Genomic DNA, 17,927 nt, shown 5'->3' with positions numbered 1-17,927 from the left:
TTGATCCCCCACCACAACTCCATGATCGACCACGCGTGGCCGGTCAGGCCTCCAGCGCGGCCGCCACGGCTTCGCGGTGGGTTTGCAGCCAGTCCTGCCAGCGGCGTATCCCGTCGACCACGCCTGCGGCGCGCAGCCGGAGCATGGCCGGCTCGCCCCGCTCGGCGCCGGCGTCGATGCCCCGCCAGGTGCTCCCGATCTGATCGAGCATCACGTCCACCAGCTCACCCCGGTCCAGTGCCGGCGACGCCGCCTCGTAGGCGTCGCAGAGAACGCGACACCGTCGGCCCAGTTCGGCGGGATCGGCATCCTCACCCAACGCCGCCCAGTGCCAGCCGGCGAACGCCACGTCCTCGATCCGCCGGCCCGGCGCGGCCAGGTCCCAGTCGAGGAAGGCAACCGGGAGCGGCCCGGCGGGGAAGTCCCGGTACACAGTGTTCTTCGGGGACAGGTCGCGGTGGCACACGGTCTCGGCGTCGCCGGACAGGTCGGCGTCCGCGCACGCGTCGTGCAGCCGCCGGATCAGCTGGCCCAGCCGCACCAGCGCCGGGTCGGCGAAGAATTCGGGGTCCTCCCGGTCCCGCCACGGCACCCGCCCCGCGACGTAGGTGAGCATCTGCCGACCGTGGGCGTCGACGCCCAGGTGGCGGGGCGCGAGGTCCGCGCCCATCCCGGCCAGGTGGCGCAGCAGCGCGCCGACGAAGTCCAGGTTGGCGGGCGGGGTACGTCGTACCGTGTCGCCGACCCGGACCACGGCGGCGATGAATCCGCCGGTGAGTGGCTCCTCGGCAGAGCTGTCGGTCGGCTCGGACACTGTCATACCGGCATGCGACGGCGCTGGCGCTCGGCGCGCCACCACTGGTGGATGAGGACCAGGCTGGCGATCAGGCCGAGGCTGGCCGGGGCGGCGGCGTACCAGTTGACGTGGCCGGGGGAGCTGACCGCCGCGCCGATCGCCGCGTAGCCGAAGGCGGTCGGCGCGGACGCGATCACGCTGCCGGCCAGGAACGGCAGCACTCGGGCGCCAGTCGTGCCGTAGCCGTAGCTGACCAGGCCGAAGCCGGCGATCGGCAGCAGCCGGACGGTGACCACACCGAGCACGCTCTGCCGGGCGAACCAGCCGTCGAGGCGGGCCAGGCGACCGCGGACCCGTTCGGCTACGAACTCTCGACCGAGCAACCGGCCGACCGTGAACCCGATCGCCGCGGCCACCAGAGCGGCGCCCAGGGCGTACGCGGCGCCCTCCAGCGGGCCGAAGATCGCGCCCGCGGCGAGCGTGATGAAGGTCCGGGGCACCAGCGCTACCAGCAGCAGCGCACCCCCGAGGATCGCCGCCACCGGGGCGAGGTCACCCAGCCGGTCGGCGACCAGCGGCAGCTGCGCCGGATCCGGCCGAGGCACCAGCAGCAGCAGTAACCCGCACCCACCGATCAGCAGCACGAGCAGGGCGAACCGGGCGGCCGACGGCTGCCGGAGCAGCCGCCGGACGGCACGGATCATGCCCGGGCGGCGGCCACCGCGGAGCGGCGCTCGTTGCGGAGCCGGTCCGACCAGGTGTCGTCCAACGGCGGGAGCTGGTGTGCCCCGGTGGCCCAGCGCAGCAGCAGGTCAGCCAGGGCCGGGTTGCGCGCCAGCGCCGGCCCGTGCGAGTAGGTGCCCAGCAGCTTGCCGCGCCACGCGCCCTCGGTGGCGCCGTCGTTGCCCACCCCGGCGGTGACCCGGGCCAGCGGGGAGACCTCCGGACCGAGGTGGGTGCGGCCGCCGTGGTTCTCGAAACCGGTCAGCGGGGGCAGGCCCAGCCGGGGGTCGATCTCACCGGCCAGCTCGCCCACGGCCCGGCTCTCGCCCCGGTCGGACTGCAGGTCGAGCAGCTCCAGCCCGCGGCACTGCACACCCTTGGCGAAGAACGAGGTGCCGAGCAGTTGGTAGCCGGCGCAGACGCCGAACACGACCGAGCCCTGCGCGACGGCGCGGTGCAGACCGCCGTCGGCGAGCAGCCGCTGGGCGCCGAGCGCCTGCGGGCCGTCCTCGCCGCCACCGACCAGGTAGATGTCGGCGGTCGCGGGCAGCCGCTCGTCGGAGCGGACCTCCAGCACCTCGACCGGCATCCCGCGCTGACGGGCCCGCCGGGCGAGGATCAGGGCGTTGCCCCGGTCTCCGTAGGTGGAGAGCAGGTCGGGGTAGATCCAGACGATGCGCAGACTCTCAGATGACACGGTCCAACTCCGCTCGGATGTCCTGGAACGCGGTGTAGTTCGCGATGACCTCCAGCCGCCCGGGCGGGACCGACCGGAGTGCGTCGTCGAACGTGCGGACGTGCTGGAACGGCACGTCGTTGACGTCGAGTCGAACCGCCAGGTCGTATGCCCGGTCGCCAGTGATCAACACCTGCCGGCCGCGGAGCGGGGCGAAGTCGACGTCGTAGAGCCAGGAGGTGTCCAGACCGTCGGGGTCGCGCGCGTTGATGGAGAGCAGGGTCGGTGCGTCGTCGGCCATGTCGAACGCCTCCAGCCAACTGGCCGGGTTCTTGGCCAGCAGCAGCCGGATGTTGCGCCCGTCCTTGTCGACCTGCGCGTAGCGGCCGGCCACCGAGGTGACGATGCCGAGGCGGGACACCGCGTCGACCGGGCGGACGCCGAACTCGGCGGCCACCGCCAGCGCGGTCGCCGCGTTGCCGAGGTTGACCTTGCCGGGTAGTTGGAGGGAGACCTTGTGCCAGGCTCCGGTGGGGTCGAGCACGCCCTCGTCCTCGACGACCCAGTGCGGCTCCGGTCGGCGCAGCGGGCAGCCGGTGCACCACCACTGCTCGCCGGAGCGCTGGATGGTGGAGCCGCACTCCGGGCAGACCCAGGAGTCGTCGTGCCAGCGTTGGCCGGCACTGAACCACGTCACGTGCGGCGGCTTGATGCCCCGGGCGGGGTCGCCCGGTGGGGTGGCGGCCCACACCACCAGTGGGTCGTCGGCGTTGGCCACCACCCGTACGTCGGTGTGCCGGACCAGCGCCGCGCGCCAGAGCTGCGCCATCATGGCGACCTCCTTGGCGCGGTCGAGCTGGTCGCGGGAGAGGTTGAGCAGCGCGACCACGTGCGGCTCGGTCGCCTCCAGCACCTGCGCCAGGTAGTGCTCGTCGACCTCCAGCACCGCGTACGGGGTGCTGCCGGCCTTGGCCAGCGCCGAGGTGTGCCCGCTGGGCATGTTGGCGCCGAACGAGTTGGTGGCGACCCGGCCGAGCACGCCGACCGCGGCGGAGGTCAACCGGGTGGTGGTGGTCTTGCCGTTGGTGCCGGAGACGAGCGCGATGGCGCGCCCGGCCGACAGGTGGGCCAGCAGGTCCGGGTCGATCTTCAGGCCGATCCACCCGCCGATCACTGAACCGTCGCCTCGGCCGGCCGCCCGGGAGAGCGCCGCGGCGGTCCGTGACACGGAGCTGGCCACCTTGGCCCGTAGGGGCATTTTCGCGTCGGTCACGCGAGCGAGGTTACCGGACCGCTCGCCCCACCAGATCGCCGCCGACTGTGAACCGTTCGGCCGTGGTGGCTGCGCGGGCGGCCGGGTCAGCGTCCCCCGGACGGAGTCGATCAATGTCGGAAAGCGGACCACGCCGAGGGGCGGCCGGAGCCCTCCACTCCGCTCCACCCCTTGTGACGTGCGGTTTTGCCTCCGGGCCAGGCGCGCCACGCGGGCGAATTTGGTTGCGGGTGGAGGGAAGTGGAGTAGAGTGGGGACCAATGGTGAGGCCGGGAGGGCTCACCGGCCCGGGGGGTCAGCGGCGCCGCGAACGCCGCTCAAGGGCGAGGGGGTTGGGCCGATGTTTCTCGGCACCCACACTCCGCGCCTGGACGAAAAGGGCCGGTTGATCCTTCCGGCCAAGTTCCGGGATGAGCTGGCGGGGGGTGTCGTGGTCACTAAAGGGCAGGAGCGCTGCCTCTACGTCTTCCCGACCCCTGAGTTCCAGCGGATCGCGGAGCAGTTGCGCGCACAGCCGATGACCCACAAGGCGGCCCGGGCCTACAGCCGGGTCTTCTTCGCCAGCGCGCACGACGAGGTTCCGGACAAGCAGGGTCGGGTGACCATCCCGGCTCACCTGCGGGCCTATGCCGCGCTGGACCGCGAGTTGGTGGTCATCGGCGCGAGCACGCGGGTGGAGATCTGGGACAAGGTCGCCTGGGAGACCTACCTCGCCGAGAGCGAAGACGACTTCGCCGACATCGAGGAGGGGGTGCTGCCCGGCGGTCTGTAGGGCGGTAACGGCGCCCGACGTACTGCGAGATCTCCAGCCGCTTTCGAGTTCCTGGCATCACTTCCCCGGTGCCAGGCGCACGATCCAGTCATCGGGCGACGGCCTGGTGTCAGGCGGGAGCGGATGGGGATCTGGCGGTACGACGGCAGCGCCGTCCGACGACAGGCGCACGAGAAGAACGGACGTTTCAACCAGTGGGGGTCATCATGGGGGAGTTGCGCGGCACGCACGTGCCGGTGCTGCTCGAGCGGTGTCTCGAGCTGCTGGCCCCCGCGCTGGGTCGAGGCGGCCGGACGGTCTACGTCGACGCGACGCTCGGTCTGGCCGGGCATGCGGAGGCAGTGCTCGAGGCGCATCCGGAGACGGTCCTGATCGGGCTCGACCGGGACACCGAGGCGCTCGCACACGCGCGGGTCCGGCTGGCCCGGTTCGCCGATCGGGTGCACCTGGAGCACGCCGTCTACGACGAGTTGCCGGACGTACTGGACCGGCTGGGCTATCCGGCCATCGACGGCATCCTGTTCGACCTGGGTGTCTCGTCGTTGCAGCTGGACGCGCCCGACCGCGGGTTCGCGTACGCCCAGGACGCGCCGTTGGACATGCGGATGGACCAGACCCGGGGGGTGACCGCCGAAGAGGTGGTCAACACGTACGCGCATCCGGACCTGGCCCGGGTGCTGCGGGTCTACGGCGAGGAGAAGTTCGCCGGTCGGATCGCCTCGGCGATCATCCGGCAGCGGGAGCGGGCCCGGATCACCTCGTCCGCGCTCCTGGCGGAGTTGGTTCGGGACTCCATTCCGGCGCCAGCCCGACGAACGGGTGGGCACCCGGCAAAGAGAACGTTTCAGGCTTTACGGATCGAGGTAAACAGAGAGCTGGCAGCGCTGGAGACAGCGTTGCCATCCGCACTCGACGCACTGACCGTGGGCGGTCGCATGGTGGTCCTGTCCTACCACTCGCTGGAGGACAGGCTCACCAAGGCGGCCCTCACGGACCGGGTCCGCAGTAAGGGCCCGATTGACCTCCCGGTCGAGCTTCCCGGGTCCGGTCCGACGTTCCGGCTGCTCAGCCGGGGCGCCGAACTGCCTGGGGAGGCGGAGGTCGCCGCGAACCCGCGGGCCGCCTCGGTGCGGCTGCGGGCCGCGGAGCGACTCGATCCGAACGCGACAGAGCAAGGGCGGACCGACCGCGAACGGTCTCGCCGACGGGTGAAGGGAATGCACCAACCGGGCACGGGGTCCGCCTGATCCGTGGGGGGTCAGGGGCACCGGGACGGCTAGAGGGACGAGGGTTGAGGGGGAGGGACATGAGCATTGACAAGCGCGACCGCCGGGACGTCACCGGCGGCGGGCAGCGCGCACCGCGGTCGGGGGGCCGGATCGCGGCGGAGCGGGCTCCGCGCCTCGGAAACGGTACGCCACGCATCGATCGAACGAATCGGCAGGGGGACACTCGCGCCCGGGGGGCGCGCGAGTTCCCGACTCAGGGCACCGCCGCCCTGCGACCGGTCGAGAAGGCCGCCAGCGCCACCAGCGCCCGGCCGCCGCGGCTGCGGGTGGCGCCGCCGCCGCCGATCTCGGTGCCGCGTGCGCCGTTCGCGGCGCTGATCGTGGTGCTGGTGGTCGGCGGGGTGCTGGGCATCCTGGCGGTCAACACCAAGATCAATGAGAACGCGTTCCGGCTGGAGCGGTTGCAGCAGCAGCAGGCTCGACTGGACCTGGAGAAGCAGCAACTGGACAAGCAGATCGCCGACGCCGAGGCGCCGGGCAACCTGACCGCCGAGGCGCGGCGGCTGGGCCTGGTCGACGCCGGCGAGCCGGGCTACATCCGGCTGCCGGACGGCAAGACCATCGGTGTGCCGCAGCCGGCGAACGGCCAGCCGTCGGTGACCAGCCAGGGTGCGGGAGGCTGACCGGTGCCACCAAGGTCGGACGAGCCGCGCCGGGACCCTACGGGGTCCCGGCGCGGTTCTGCACGTGATGCCGGGCCCGCCGACGGCGAGCCGCGCACCGGCGAGCCGGGTATCGGGGGCATCTCCGGCGCCCGGGCGTACACCCCGAGGGGTCGGACCGTGCGTGAGGAGCGCGGCACGCCGGCGCGCGGTCAGGGCGCCGAGCAGAGGCGTACGCCGCGCAGCACCCGCTCCGGTGACCCGTTCCGGCCGGCGTTGCAGGTGCTCGACGGCGGCCGGGCCGCCGCCCGGGCCGGCCGCCGCGACGCTCCGGCGGCCGGACGCGGTGGGGTGGTGCGCACCGTCGCGCCGCGTACCCCCCGTGGCCCGGGTGGGGACGAGCCGCCGCCGCGTCGCCGGACCACGCCGCGCGCGCCGCGGCGCACCGACCGACCGGCGGCCCGGCGGCCGTCCCGCAAGCCACGACGCCCGCCGAAGCTGGCCGACTCGCGGCTGCGGCTGCGGCTGGGCACCGTGCTCGCCCTGACGCTCTTCGCCACCATCGGGATCCGGCTGATCTTCCTCCAGACGGTGGACGCTCCGGCGTACGCCGGGGGTGGCATCAGCGACCGCCTCCGCACGGTCGAGCTGCCGGCGCCGCGGGGCGCGATCTACGACAGCACCGGCGCGCCGCTGGCCCGCAGTGTCGAGGCGCGGTACGTGTACGCCGACCCGACCGAGGTGAAGGACTCGGCCGCCGTCGCCAAGGCGCTCTCCCCGCTGCTCGGCATCCCGGTGTCGAAGCTCGTCGAGCTGATGAAGCCCCGCAAGCTGGAGGACGGCAAGGCGTCCCGATTCGTGTACCTGGCGCGAGGGGTGGAGATCTCCACCGCCAAGCGGGTGCAGGCGCTGGAGCTCCTCGGCATCGGGGTGCACCGCGACGAGCGCCGCGAGGTGCCCGGCGGTGACCTGGCGGCCAACCTGATCGGCTTCACCAGCCAGGACATGGTCGGGTTGGAGGGGCTGGAGGCCCGCTACGACGAGGTGCTCGCCGGTCAGGACGGCAAACGGGTGTACGAGGCCGGTCTCGGCGACCTCGCCGCGCCCATTCCGGGTGGCTACAGCCGGACCACGCTCGCCAAGCCGGGCAGCTCGCTCGCCCTCACCATCAACCGCGACCTCCAGTTCCGGACGCAGCAGATCCTCAGCGCGGGCATGGCCCAGGCGCCGGGCGGCACCGGTGCCGCCGTGGTCATCGAGATTCCCTCCGGCGCGGTGCTGGCCCAGGCCAGCAACCCCACCTACGACGCGGCGAAGCCGGTGCCCAGTGACCCGGTCGCCCGCGAGGACGCCGCGACCAGCTTCGTGGTCGACCCCGGCTCGGTGCACAAGGCGATCACCTACGGCGCGGCGTTGCAGGAGGGGGTGATCGCGCCGGACACCACGTTGCCCATCGCCAACAGCATCAAGAAGGGCGACACCTGGTTCTCCGACACGCACCCCGCCAACGGCAAGCGGATGAGCGTGCCGGGGATGCTCGCCTTCTCGTCGAACGTCGGCACGATCACGATCGCCGACCAGCTCGGTCCGGACCGGCTGATCGACTACCAGAAGCGGTTCGGGCTGGGTAAGCCCACCGGCGAGGGGATGCCCGGGGAGGCCAGCGGGCGACTGCTGCCGGCCGACGAGTGGAGCGAATCGTCGCAGGGGTCGGTGCCGATCGGGCACAGCGTCGACGCCACCCCACTTCAGATGGCCGCCGCGTACGCCGCCATCGCCAACAACGGCACGTACGTGCAGCCGCACCTGGTCAAGGAGGTGATCGGCCCGGACGGCAAGCGCACCCCCGCGCCGGCCCCGGCGACCCGGTCGGTGCTCAGTCCGCAGAACGCGGCGGCACTGCGCACCATGCTGGAGGCGGTCACCACCGTCGACGGCGCCACCGGCGTGACCGCCGCGGTTCCCGGTTACCGGGTCGCCGGCAAGACCGGCACCGGGTGGCGGCTGGTGAACGGCAAGAAGCAGCCCGGCGAGGTGTCCTCGTTCATCGGGATGGCTCCCGCCGAGAACCCCCGGTACGTGATCGCGGTCTTCGTGTACGCGCCCAACGGCGGGGGCGCGGCGATCGCCGGGCCGGCGTTCCGGGACATGATGCAGTTCACTCTGCGTCACTACCGGGTGCCGCCCTCCACCGGCGGATCCGCGCCCAAGTTCGTGGTCTATCCGCGCTGAGCAGCAACGGCGGGACATCATCGGTGAGTGCCGACGAACCACCGGGGCGGCTGTGCGGCCGGAACCGGACGACCGGGTAGGGTCTGACGCCGTGCCCGGCAATCCACGTCCACGTACCGTGACCGGAGTCCGGCTTGGTGATCTCGCCGTCCGGCTCGCCGTCGACCTTCCGGCGGACACCGCCGCGGTGGTCGTCTCCGGGGTCACCCACGCCAGCCAGGAGGTTCGCCCCGGCGACCTGTACGCGGCGCTGCCCGGTGCCCGTCGGCACGGCGCGGAGTTCGCCGCCGGCGCCGCCGAGGCGGGTGCCGTGGCGCTGCTGACCGACCCGGCCGGTGCGAAGTTGGCGGCGGGAACCGGTCTGCCCGCCCTGGTGGTGCCCGACCCGCGCGCCGTGCTCGGCGAGCTGGCCTCGGCCGTCTACGGCGACCCGACCGCCGACCTCACCGTGATCGGGGTGACCGGCACCGCGGGCAAGACGTCCACCGCGTACCTGATCGAGTCGGGGCTGCGGGCCGCAGGGCACACCACCGGGCTGGTCGGGACGGTGGAGACCCGGCTCGGTGATCTGGTGATCGACAGTGTCCGCACCACCCCTGAAGCGACCGACCTGCACGCCATGTTGGCCACCGCCCGCGAGCGGGGGGTCACCGCCGTGGTCATGGAGGTCTCCAGCCACGCGCTGGCCATGGGCCGGGTGGGCGGTGTGCGGTTCGCCGTCGGCGGTTACACCAACTTCGGCTCCGACCACCTGGACTTCCACGCCGACAGCGACGACTACTTCGCCGCGAAGGCCCAGCTGTTCGACGGGCGCTGCGCGGTCGAGGTGCTCAACCACGACGACCCGGCGTTGAAGCCGCTGCTGAAGCCGACCACTGTCACCTACTCGGCGGCCGGCGAGCAGGGCGCGACGTGGTGGGCCGACGGTGTGGGCGGTGAGGGGTACGCGCAGCGCTTCACCGCGCACGGCCCGAACGGCGTGGCCCTGTCCGCCGGTGTCGCGCTGCCCGGCCGACACAACGTGGCCAACGCGCTGCTGGCCATCGCCGCACTGGTCGGCGCCGGGGTGGACCCGGTGACCGCGGCGACCGGTGTGGCTGCCTGCGGGGGCGTCCCGGGTCGGCTGGAGCTGGTCGACGTCGCCGCGCCGGTGCGCGGGGTGGTCGACTACGCCCACAAGTCGGACGCGATCGTGGCCGCGCTGGCCGCGCTGCGTGAGTTGAGCGCCGGCCGACTGATCTGTGTGATCGGCGCCGGTGGGGACCGGGACCGGGGCAAGCGGCCGGTGATGGGCGCCGCCGCGGCGGAGGGAGCCGACGTGGTGCTGGTGACCGACGACAACCCGCGCACCGAGGATCCGGGGGAGATTCGCGCCGAGGTGCTCGCCGGGGCGTACCGGGCCGCCACGGCCGCTCGGATCATCGAGGTGGCGGGCCGCCGCGCCGCGATCGACGAGGCGGTGCGGCTGGCCGAGCCGGGCGACGTGATCGCGCTGCTCGGCAAGGGCCACGAGCGTGGCCAGGAGGTGGCGGGCCAGGTGCTTCCGTTCGACGACAGCATCGAGTTGGCCGAGGCGCTGCGGGCCCGCTTCGGGGACCTGGCGGGCCAGCGGTGATCACGCTGAGTCTGGCCGAGGTGGCCGCGGCGGTCGACGGACGGCTGGTGGCCGCCGACCCGGCCGCCACCGTCAGCGGGTCGGTGGAGTTCGACTCGCGCAAGGTGGGGCCCGGTTCGCTCTTCGTGGCCTTCCCGGGGGAGAAGGTCGACGGGCACGACTACGCGGCGACGGCGATCCAGGCCGGCGCGGTGGCGGTGCTCGGCAGCCGTGAGGTGCCCGGGGTGCCGATGGTGCTGGTCGACGACGCCCTGACCGCGTTGGGCCGACTGGCCCGCGCGGCGGTGGACCGGCTGCCCGGGTTGACCGTGATCGGCGTGACCGGCTCGTCCGGCAAGACCACCACGAAGGACCTGATCGGTCAGCTCACCGCCCGACTCGGGGCCACGGTGGCGCCACCCGGCTCGTTCAACAACGAGCTGGGGCACCCGTACACCGCCCTCCAGGCCGACCCGGGCACCCGCTACCTGGTGATGGAGAAGGGCGCGCGCGGGGTCGGGCACGTGCGGTACCTGTGCGAGCTGGTGCCGCCCCGGATCTCCGTGGTGCTCAACGTCGGCACCTCGCACATCGGCGAGTTCGGCTCGCAGGACGCCATCGCCCTGGCCAAGGGCGAGCTGGTGGAGGCGCTGCCGCCGGACGGGCTGGCCGTGCTGAACGCCGACGACCCCCGGGTGGACGCGATGGCGAGCCGCACGCAGGCCCGGGTGGTCCGCTACGGCGAGGCGCCCGATTCCGACGTGCGCGCCGAGGACGTGACGCTCGACGAGCGGGGGCACCCGTCGTACACCCTGGTCACCCCTGAGGGAAGCGCGCCGGTGCGGCTCCGGCTGGCCGGCCGCCACCAGGTCGGGAACACGCTCGCGGCGGCGGCGGTCGCCCGGGAGCTGGGCATGCCGCTGGCCGAGCTGGCCACGGCCCTCGGCGAACTGGGGCTGGTCTCGACCCGACGGATGGACGTCTTCGACCGCCCCGACGGGGTGACCGTGATCGACGACTCGTACAACGCCAATCCGGCCTCGATGGCGGTCGCGGTGCGGGCGCTCGCCAGCATGGGCCAGGGGCGGCGTACCGTCGCGGTGCTTGGTTACATGGCCGAGCTGGGCCCGTTCGAGTACGACGGCCACGCCGAGGTCGGCCAACTCGCGGCCGAGCTGGGTGTCGACCGGCTGCTCGTGGTGGGTGAGCCGGCTGCGCCGATCCACGAAGGCGCGACAGCTGTAGCAAACTGGGGAGGAGAGTCGGTGCTGCTCACCGATCAGGCGGCGGCCGTCGAGGTGCTGCGGAGCGAGCTACGACCGGGTGACGTCGTCCTGGTCAAGGGCTCCCGGTACCGGACCTGGGAGGTGGCCGACGCCCTGCGCGCCGACGCCGGTGGGGAGTCGACCCGATGAGGGCGGTCATCGTCGCCATCGGGGTGGCCTTCCTCGTCTCGCTCTTCGGCACCCCGATCGCGATCAAGGTGTTCACCCGGCTCAAGGCCGGCCAGCCGATCCGGTCCGACGGCCCCGCCATGCACCAGGGCAAGAAGGGCACGCCCACGATGGGTGGCGTGGTCTTCATCCTGGCCACGGTGATCGCGTACGTGGCCGGGCACCTCGCCCTGACCACCCTGCCGGACCAGCAGATCGCCCAGGTGGAGCCGACCATCACCGCGCTGGTGCTGCTGGGGCTGATGGTCTTCTCCGGCGCTGTGGGTTTCCTCGACGACTTCCTCAAGGTGCGCAAGCGCAACAGCGCCGGGCTGAACAAGCGCGGCAAGTTGCTCGGCCAGATCCTGGTCGGTGCGGTCTTCGGGGTGATCGCGCTGTGGTTCCCGAGCACGATGACCAACGGTTCGGGCCTGGCGACCAACACCGAGACGGTGGGCAGCACCACGCTGAGCTTCATCCGGGACATCGACTTCCTGGAGGTCAGCAAGGTCGGCGCGGTGATCATCTTCATCTTCGTGGTGATGGCCGCGACGAACGGCGTCAACCTCACCGACGGCCTGGACGGTCTGGCCACCGGCGCGTCGGTGATGGTGCTCGCCGCGTACGCGCTCATCGCGTTCTGGCAGTACCGGCACTGGTGCGCCGACCCGAACTACACCCAGCCGTACTGCTACGAGGTCCGCGACCCGTTGGAGATCGCGCTGATCGCCGGGGCGGCGGCCGGGGCCTGTGTGGGCTTCCTCTGGTGGAACACCTCCCCGGCGCGGATCTTCATGGGCGACACCGGGGCACTGGGGCTGGGCGGTCTGATCGCCGGCATGGCGATGTCCACCCGCACCATCCTGCTGCTGCCGATCATCGGTGGGCTCTTCGTGATCATCACGATGTCAGTGGTGATCCAGATCATCTCCTTCAAGACCACCGGTAAACGCGTGTTCCGAATGTCTCCGCTCCAGCACCACTTCGAACTGGCCGGCTGGAGCGAGGTCAACATCGTGGTGCGCTTCTGGATCATCGCCGGCATCGGCGTGGCCATCGCCCTGGGCCTGTTCTACAGCGAGTTCCTCGCCAACATGACCTGATCCGCGGGGCCCGCGCCCCGCTCCCACTCCCTCATCCGTCGATCTTGCACTTCGGATGGCGGAACGTCCTTTTGTGGGTGTTTCGCCGGCACGGAAAGTGCAAGATCGATGCGGGAGGGCGGCGTGGGGGCGGGTTCGACACGCCCGGTGGGGCGTTGTGGGGCGGTGGGGCGTGTTCAGCGGTGATGATGTCGGGGTGGGGGAGGAAATCGGCACCGAGGATGGGACTGTCGGACGGCCGCGACGGTCGCCGAGCGCGGCGCGTACACCGTCGGCCGCCGGGGCGCGCGGCCCGGAGCCCGGCGCGGCGGCCCGCGAATCCGGGCCAGGGGCGCGGGAGCCCGGGCCGGCGGGACGCGAGCCGGAGGCCGTGGCGGCGACCCCGCTGCGCGGTATCGACGCGGCCGGCGGGCTCGCCGCGCTGCGCGGCCTGCTGGACCGGCCGCTGACCTCCTACTACCTGCTGCTGTCCTGCGCCGGCCTGCTGCTGCTGATCGGGCTGACCATGGTCTTCTCGGCGACCAGCGTGAAGGACTACGCCGAGGACGGCAACGCCTCGGCCTCGGTGACCAAGCAGGCGATCTTCGCGGTGATCGGCATCGGCGCGTTCTGGGTCTGCCAGCGCCTGCCCGCCAGCACCTACCGGTCGCTGGGCCGGCCGCTGCTGTTCACCTCGATCGCCCTACTGGTGGTGCTCAACCTGCTGGTCGCCTACGCCCGGCTGACCAACCAGCGGTCGGCCGCGTTCGGGCCGGTCGAGGCGCGACTGAACTGGCTGTTCGTCGGCGGGATCCAGCTACAACCGTCCGAGCTGGCCAAGTTCGCGATGGTGCTCTGGGGTGCGCACCTGGTCGCCCGAAAGGGCGCCGCGCTGGGTTGGTGGCGCGAGCTGGCCACCCCGCTCTTTCCGGTGATCGGCCTGCTCTTCGTCCTGGTCGGTTACAACGACACCGGCACCATGCTCTGTCTGCTGGCCCTGGTCGTGGGCCTGCTCTGGGCCGCCGGGGTGCGGATGCGGGTCTTCGGCGCCCTGGCCACGGCCGGGCTGATCGGGATCGGCCTGCTCGTGGCGGTGGCCTCGCTGGGCGCCGGCTCCGGCGAGCGCGGCGCGGACAACTACCGCCTCGCCCGGCTGGACATGTTCTTCAATCCACCGGACCCGGAGACCTGCAAACTCAACGACTGCCTCCAGTTCTACCAGGGGCGGCTGGCCATCGAGCACGGTGGCTGGTTCGGTGTCGGGCTGGGCAAGGGCAGCCTGAAGTGGGACTGGCTACCCGAGGCGCACAACGACTTCATCTTCGCGATCATCGCCGAGGAGTTGGGCGTGATCGGGTGCGTCGTGGTGCTCAGCCTGTTCGCGGTCCTCGCGTACACCGGTTTCCGGATCGCCCGGCGGGTCGACGACCCGTTCCGGCGGCTCGCCGCCACCGCCGTGACCACCTGGCTGGTCAGCCAGGCCGTGATCAACATCGGTGGTGTGGTGGGGCTGCTGCCGATCACCGGTCTGCCGCTGCCGTTCATCTCCGACGGCGGAAGTGCCCTGGTGGTGACGTTGGCCGGTATCGGCATGCTGGCGTCCTTCGCCCGCGCCGAACCCGATGCGGCCAGAGCACTGCATGCCCGTCCGCCGGCCCGGTGGGTCCGACTACTCTGGGCCCCGTTGCCGCCGCTTCCCGGCCGGCGCCGCCGACCGGCGACGCCGCCCGCTGGCCGAGGGTCCGTGCCCCGGTCCCGCGAGCGGCGCCATGACGATCAGGCCGCGCCGCGCGGGGTCCGACAGGACCGCAGCCGCCGGGGTACGGCGAGCGAGAGGAGACGCTGATGGGTCCGCTGCGTTCGGTGGTGCTCGCGGGAGGTGGCACCGGGGGGCACGTCTACCCGCTGCTCGCCTTCGCCGACTGCCTGCGCCGACACGACCCGGGCGTCCGGATCACCTGCCTCGGCACACCCCGGGGCATGGAGAACGACCTGATCCCGCCGCAGGGCTACGACCTGCGGCAGATCCCGGCGTACCAGCTACCCCGGTCGGTCAACATGAACCTGGTCCGCACGCCGGGCCGGATGTGGACCGCGGCGCGCGCCGCGGGCAAGGTGATCGACGAGGTGCGCGCCGACGTGGTCGTCGGCTTCGGCGGGTACGTCTCGGTGCCGGCCTACCTGGCGGCGTGGCGCCGCGAGCTGCCCATGGTGATCCACGAGGTGAACGTGCCACCGGGCGTGGCCAACAAGCTGGGCATGAAGTTCACCAAGAACGTGGCCGTCGGCTTTCCGAACCAGCCGAGCCAGGCCGAGTCGCTGCGGGACGCCACAGTCGTCGGAGTGCCGCTGCGCCGCGCCATCGCCGGTCTGGACCGGTACGCGCTGCGCAACGCCGCCCGCGCCCACTTCGGGCTCCGCCCGGACCTGCCGGTGCTCTTCGTGTCCGGCGGCTCGTCCGGCGCCCGCTCGATCAACCTGGCGGTCTCCGGGGCGGCCAAGGAGCTGGCCCGCAACGGCGTGCAGGTGCTGCACGTGATGGGCGCCCGCAACGAGCCGGTGCCGATCCCCACCGACCTGCCGGTGCCGTACGTGACGCTGCCGTACCTGTCCGAGATGGAGCTGGGCTACGCCGCCGCCGACCTGATGCTGGCCCGGGGCGGGGCGATGACCGTCGCCGAGGTGGCCGCGATCGGGCTGCCCACGATCTACGTGCCGTACCCGCACAGCAACCAGGAGCAGCGGCGCAACGCCCTGCCCGTGGTGGAGGCCGGCGGTGGGCTGCTGGTCGACGACGCGGAGCTCACCCCGGACTGGCTGGAGCGCACCGTCATTCCCCTCATCCGGGACCCACAGCGGCTCTACAACATGGGTGCAGCCGCCGGGTCGTACGGCCGGCGCGACGGCGACGAGGCGCTGCGTTCCTTCGTGCTGGCGGCGGTGGCCCGGTGACCGCGCAGTTCACCCCGGCCGGCACGCTCACCGCCGAGGACCTGGGCGCCGTCCACCTGATCGGAGTGGGTGGGGTGGGCATGCTCGGCGTGGCCCGGCTGCTGCTCACCCGCGGCATCCGGGTCTCCGGCAGCGACCTGCGGGAGTGGCCCTCGCTGGCCGGCCTGCGGGCGCTCGGCGGCACCATCCACCTCAGCCACGAGGTGACCAACCTCGACGGCGTGGACACGGTCGTCTACTCCTCGGCCATTCCCCAGGACCACCTGGAGCTGGTCGAGGCGCGCCGGCGCGGCCTGCGGGTGCTGCACCGCTCGGAGGCACTCGCCGCGGCGATGACCGGCCGCCGGGCGGTGGCCGTCGCCGGCACGCACGGCAAGACCACCACCACCTCGATGGTGACGATGGTGCTCCAGCAGGCCGGAGTGGACCCGTCCTTCGTGATCGGTGGGGAGATCTCCGAGGTCGGTTCGGGCGCCCACCACGGCACCGGCGAGCACTTCGTGGTCGAGGCGGACGAGAGCGACCGCTCGTTCCTCATCTACCGCCCGTACGTCTCGATCATCACGAACGTCGAGGCGGACCACCTGAACACCTACGGCGACTACGCGACGCTGGAGGCGGCGTTCGTGGAGTTCGCCCGCCTCACCGACCCGGACGGGTTCATCATCACCTGCGCCGACGATCCGGGCGGTCGGCGGTTGGCCGAGAGCCTGCGGTCCGAGGGACGGCGGGTGTTCACCTACGGCGAGGCCGCCGACGCCGACCTGCGGTTGACCGACATGGTCTCCTCCGCACGGGGGGTGCGCTACCTGGCCGCGATCGACGGCCGGTCGCTGGGCGAGTTCCGGCTGCCGGTGCCGGGGCGGCACATGGGGCTGAACAGCGCCGCCGCGGTGCTGGCCGCGTACCTGCTGGAACTGCCGCTGGAGTCGGCGGAGGCCGCGCTGGCGGTCTTCCCCGGGGTGCGACGGCGCTTCGAGCGCAAGGGTGTCGCGGACGGCGTGCTGGTCTACGACGAGTACGCGTACCACCCGACCTCGATGACGTTGGCGATGCAGACGCTGCGCGAGGTCGCCGGGGACGGCCGGCTGATCGTGGTCTTCCAGCCGTACCGGCTGTACCGCACCCGCGACAACCAGGCGGAGATCGCCGAGGCGCTGGCCATCGCCGACGAGGTGGTGCTGTTGGAGGTCTTCGGGCCGGGTGAGTTGCGTCAGCCCGGCGAGGGCTCGGCGGCGCTGATCGCCGCGGTGGATCTGCCCGCCGACCGCAAGGTCTTCGTGGAGTCGTGGGAGCAGGCCCCGGTCGAGGTGGCCCGTCGCGCCCGCTCGGGGGACGTGGTGGTCACCATGGGCGCTCCGCCGATCTCGCTGATGGGCGACGAGTTGCTGGCCGCCCTGGGTGAGCGCACGGCCGGCTCGGCACCGAGCGCGACCGTCGACCCGGTGGCCGCCACCCCGGCGATCGGTGACCCGGTGCCGGGTGGGGCCACCTCTGGTGGCGACGGCGCGGCTCTCGGTGGCACCGCCGTGCCCGGCGGCTCGGCGCCCACGGCCGGATGAGTCCCGGCCCGGCCCGAGGGCGGACCAGCGCCGCCGACGGTGGCGCCCCGCGCCGCGGTCCGGCCCGGCGGTGGCAGCTGGTCCGGGCGGGCCGCGACGCGGTACCGCCCTCTACCCGCCGCTTCATGGCCCGTGCCCGGCAGCGTCGCATGCGTGCGGCGCTGCCGTGGGCGGTGGCCGCCGGGGTGCTCGCCCTGGCCGGGCTGGTCGCCTGGACGGTGCTCGGCACCGGGCTGTTCGGTGTGCGCGAGGTACGCGTGGAGGGTGCCGACCTGGTCACTCCGGTGCAGGTGCACGACGCGGTCGGGGTGCCGGACGGGGTGCCGCTGGCCCGGGTGGACCTGGCCGCCGCCGGCCGTCGGGTCGGCGCGCTGCCGGCGGTGGAGCGGGCCACGGTCTCCCGGGACTGGCCCGGCGCGCTGGTGGTGCGGGTGACCGAGCGGACCGCTGTGGCGGTGGTGCCGCAGGGCGAGGCGTTCGCCTTGATCGACAAGAGCGGGGTGGCGTTCCGGACGGTGGAGCGACGCCCCGCCGACCTGCCACAGGTGACGGTGGCCCGGCCGGCCGCCGACGACCCGGGCACCCGGGCCGCGCTGGAGGTGCTCGTCGCGCTGACGCCGCAGCTGCGCGCGGAGCTGGTGGACGTGAACGTGGCGGGGCTGGCCCGGATCAGCCTGCGGCTGCGCGGGGACCGGACGGTGGTGTGGGGCGACGCGACCCGGGGTACGGACAAGGCTCGGGTGGCCACCGCGCTGCTCGACGAGGACACTGACCGGATCGACGTGAGCGCACCGGATGTGGTGACCTTTCGTTGACCAGTGAGCGTGCGCGGACGTGACCCGTGGCGCTCCGCGCGGCGACACGCCGCCCGGGTCCTTGGCTCATCGCGCGGTGGCGCTTACGTTGCCCCGAAGAGCTTCAGTGGTTGACATAACTGTAAG

The 17,927-nt window shown here is 72.7% G+C and carries 14 protein-coding genes and 1 pseudogene; 11 read left to right on the top strand and 4 right to left on the bottom strand.

Annotation, left to right across the window (positions count from 1 at the left end; translation table 11 throughout):
- Window positions 1-43 precede the first annotated feature (43 nt).
- Genes ACQRWP_RS19115 through ACQRWP_RS19100 form a run of 4 tightly spaced genes read right to left on the bottom strand, consistent with a single transcriptional unit; the run spans window position 44 to window position 3,453 of the window.
- Entirely contained in the window at window positions 44-820 is a 777-nt protein-coding gene (locus tag ACQRWP_RS19115) for an aminoglycoside phosphotransferase family protein (protein ID WP_430496582.1), read from the bottom strand.
- The gene (locus ACQRWP_RS19110) at window positions 817-1,500 is read right to left on the bottom strand and encodes a TVP38/TMEM64 family protein (protein WP_091407680.1); all 684 of its coding nucleotides are present in this window, start codon (window positions 1,498-1,500) and stop codon (window positions 817-819) included. Before ACQRWP_RS19110 ends, ACQRWP_RS19115 begins: the two co-directional genes overlap by 4 nt.
- The gene (locus ACQRWP_RS19105) at window positions 1,497-2,216 is read right to left on the bottom strand and encodes a type 1 glutamine amidotransferase (protein WP_425698751.1); all 720 of its coding nucleotides are present in this window, start codon (window positions 2,214-2,216) and stop codon (window positions 1,497-1,499) included. The genes ACQRWP_RS19110 and ACQRWP_RS19105 overlap by 4 nt, the downstream gene beginning before the upstream one ends.
- A complete protein-coding gene (locus ACQRWP_RS19100) occupies window positions 2,206-3,453 on the bottom strand; it encodes a MurT ligase domain-containing protein (RefSeq protein ID WP_196929998.1) in 1,248 nt (415 codons plus the stop codon). The genes ACQRWP_RS19105 and ACQRWP_RS19100 overlap by 11 nt, the downstream gene beginning before the upstream one ends.
- 355 nt (window positions 3,454-3,808) lie before the next feature.
- On the opposite strand from ACQRWP_RS19100, the gene mraZ reads away from it, so the two are divergent.
- The 11 genes and pseudogenes from mraZ to ACQRWP_RS19045 all read left to right on the top strand — a co-directional run bounded on the left by mraZ (window position 3,809) and on the right by ACQRWP_RS19045 (window position 17,801).
- Window positions 3,809-4,240, top strand: a complete 432-nt coding sequence (mraZ, locus tag ACQRWP_RS19095; protein ID WP_030488958.1) for a division/cell wall cluster transcriptional repressor MraZ — start codon at window positions 3,809-3,811, stop codon at window positions 4,238-4,240.
- Between the two features lie 206 nt (window positions 4,241-4,446).
- Window positions 4,447-5,557 (top strand): annotated as a pseudogene (gene rsmH, locus ACQRWP_RS19090) (16S rRNA (cytosine(1402)-N(4))-methyltransferase RsmH).
- Complete coding sequence (locus ACQRWP_RS19085) at window positions 5,547-6,152, top strand: hypothetical protein (protein ID WP_238680135.1); 606 nt, start codon at window positions 5,547-5,549, stop codon at window positions 6,150-6,152. The pseudogene rsmH and the gene ACQRWP_RS19085 overlap by 11 nt, the downstream one beginning before the upstream one ends.
- A 3-nt stretch (window positions 6,153-6,155) precedes the next feature.
- Window positions 6,156-8,363 carry a penicillin-binding transpeptidase domain-containing protein gene (locus ACQRWP_RS19080; RefSeq protein ID WP_430496579.1) on the top strand — a complete coding sequence of 736 codons (2,208 nt, stop codon included), beginning with the start codon at window positions 6,156-6,158 and terminating at the stop codon, window positions 8,361-8,363.
- A 52-nt stretch (window positions 8,364-8,415) separates the two neighbouring features.
- On the top strand, window positions 8,416-9,978 hold the full coding sequence (locus tag ACQRWP_RS19075; protein ID WP_430496577.1) for a UDP-N-acetylmuramoyl-L-alanyl-D-glutamate--2,6-diaminopimelate ligase: 1,563 nt from the start codon (window positions 8,416-8,418) through the stop codon (window positions 9,976-9,978).
- Window positions 9,975-11,372, top strand: coding sequence for a UDP-N-acetylmuramoyl-tripeptide--D-alanyl-D-alanine ligase (locus ACQRWP_RS19070; protein ID WP_430496575.1), 1,398 nt, complete (start codon window positions 9,975-9,977; stop codon window positions 11,370-11,372). Before ACQRWP_RS19075 ends, ACQRWP_RS19070 begins: the two co-directional genes overlap by 4 nt.
- A complete protein-coding gene (gene mraY / locus ACQRWP_RS19065; RefSeq protein ID WP_430496573.1) occupies window positions 11,369-12,493 on the top strand; it encodes a phospho-N-acetylmuramoyl-pentapeptide-transferase in 1,125 nt (374 codons plus the stop codon). Before ACQRWP_RS19070 ends, mraY begins: the two co-directional genes overlap by 4 nt.
- 370 nt (window positions 12,494-12,863) lie before the next feature.
- Window positions 12,864-14,318 (top strand): FtsW/RodA/SpoVE family cell cycle protein, encoded by a 1,455-nt coding sequence (locus ACQRWP_RS19060; protein ID WP_430503224.1) that lies wholly within the window; start codon window positions 12,864-12,866, stop codon window positions 14,316-14,318.
- Entirely contained in the window at window positions 14,318-15,424 is a 1,107-nt protein-coding gene (gene murG / locus ACQRWP_RS19055; RefSeq protein ID WP_355007673.1) for an undecaprenyldiphospho-muramoylpentapeptide beta-N-acetylglucosaminyltransferase, read from the top strand. The genes ACQRWP_RS19060 and murG overlap by 1 nt, the downstream gene beginning before the upstream one ends.
- The gene (gene murC / locus ACQRWP_RS19050) at window positions 15,421-16,986 is read left to right on the top strand and encodes a UDP-N-acetylmuramate--L-alanine ligase (RefSeq protein WP_430496571.1); all 1,566 of its coding nucleotides are present in this window, start codon (window positions 15,421-15,423) and stop codon (window positions 16,984-16,986) included. Before murG ends, murC begins: the two co-directional genes overlap by 4 nt.
- Window positions 16,983-17,801 (top strand): cell division protein FtsQ/DivIB, encoded by an 819-nt coding sequence (locus tag ACQRWP_RS19045; protein WP_430496569.1) that lies wholly within the window; start codon window positions 16,983-16,985, stop codon window positions 17,799-17,801. Before murC ends, ACQRWP_RS19045 begins: the two co-directional genes overlap by 4 nt.
- The last annotated feature ends 126 nt before the right edge of the window (window positions 17,802-17,927 follow it).

The sequence above is a fragment of the Micromonospora trifolii genome, from assembly GCF_050516465.1.
Classification (GTDB): Bacteria; Actinomycetota; Actinomycetes; order Mycobacteriales; family Micromonosporaceae; genus Micromonospora; species Micromonospora trifolii.
The sequence above is the reverse complement of the archived record's forward strand: the minus strand, read 5'-3'. Positions and strand labels throughout refer to the sequence as shown.

Excerpts from the sequence above, each read along its gene's own strand:
- ACQRWP_RS19115 (WP_430496582.1), bottom strand. The coding sequence starts at position 820 with ATGACAGTGTCCGAGCCGACCGACAGCTCTGCCGAGGAGCCACTCACC.
- ACQRWP_RS19110 (WP_091407680.1), bottom strand. The coding sequence starts at position 1,500 with ATGATCCGTGCCGTCCGGCGGCTGCTCCGGCAGCCGTCGGCCGCCCGG.
- ACQRWP_RS19100 (WP_196929998.1), bottom strand. The coding sequence starts at position 3,453 with ATGCCCCTACGGGCCAAGGTGGCCAGCTCCGTGTCACGGACCGCCGCG.
- mraZ (WP_030488958.1), top strand. The coding sequence starts at position 3,809 with ATGTTTCTCGGCACCCACACTCCGCGCCTGGACGAAAAGGGCCGGTTG.
- ACQRWP_RS19085 (WP_238680135.1), top strand. The coding sequence starts at position 5,547 with ATGAGCATTGACAAGCGCGACCGCCGGGACGTCACCGGCGGCGGGCAG.
- mraY (WP_430496573.1), top strand. The coding sequence starts at position 11,369 with ATGAGGGCGGTCATCGTCGCCATCGGGGTGGCCTTCCTCGTCTCGCTC.
- murG (WP_355007673.1), top strand. The coding sequence starts at position 14,318 with ATGGGTCCGCTGCGTTCGGTGGTGCTCGCGGGAGGTGGCACCGGGGGG.
- ACQRWP_RS19045 (WP_430496569.1), top strand. The coding sequence starts at position 16,983 with ATGAGTCCCGGCCCGGCCCGAGGGCGGACCAGCGCCGCCGACGGTGGC.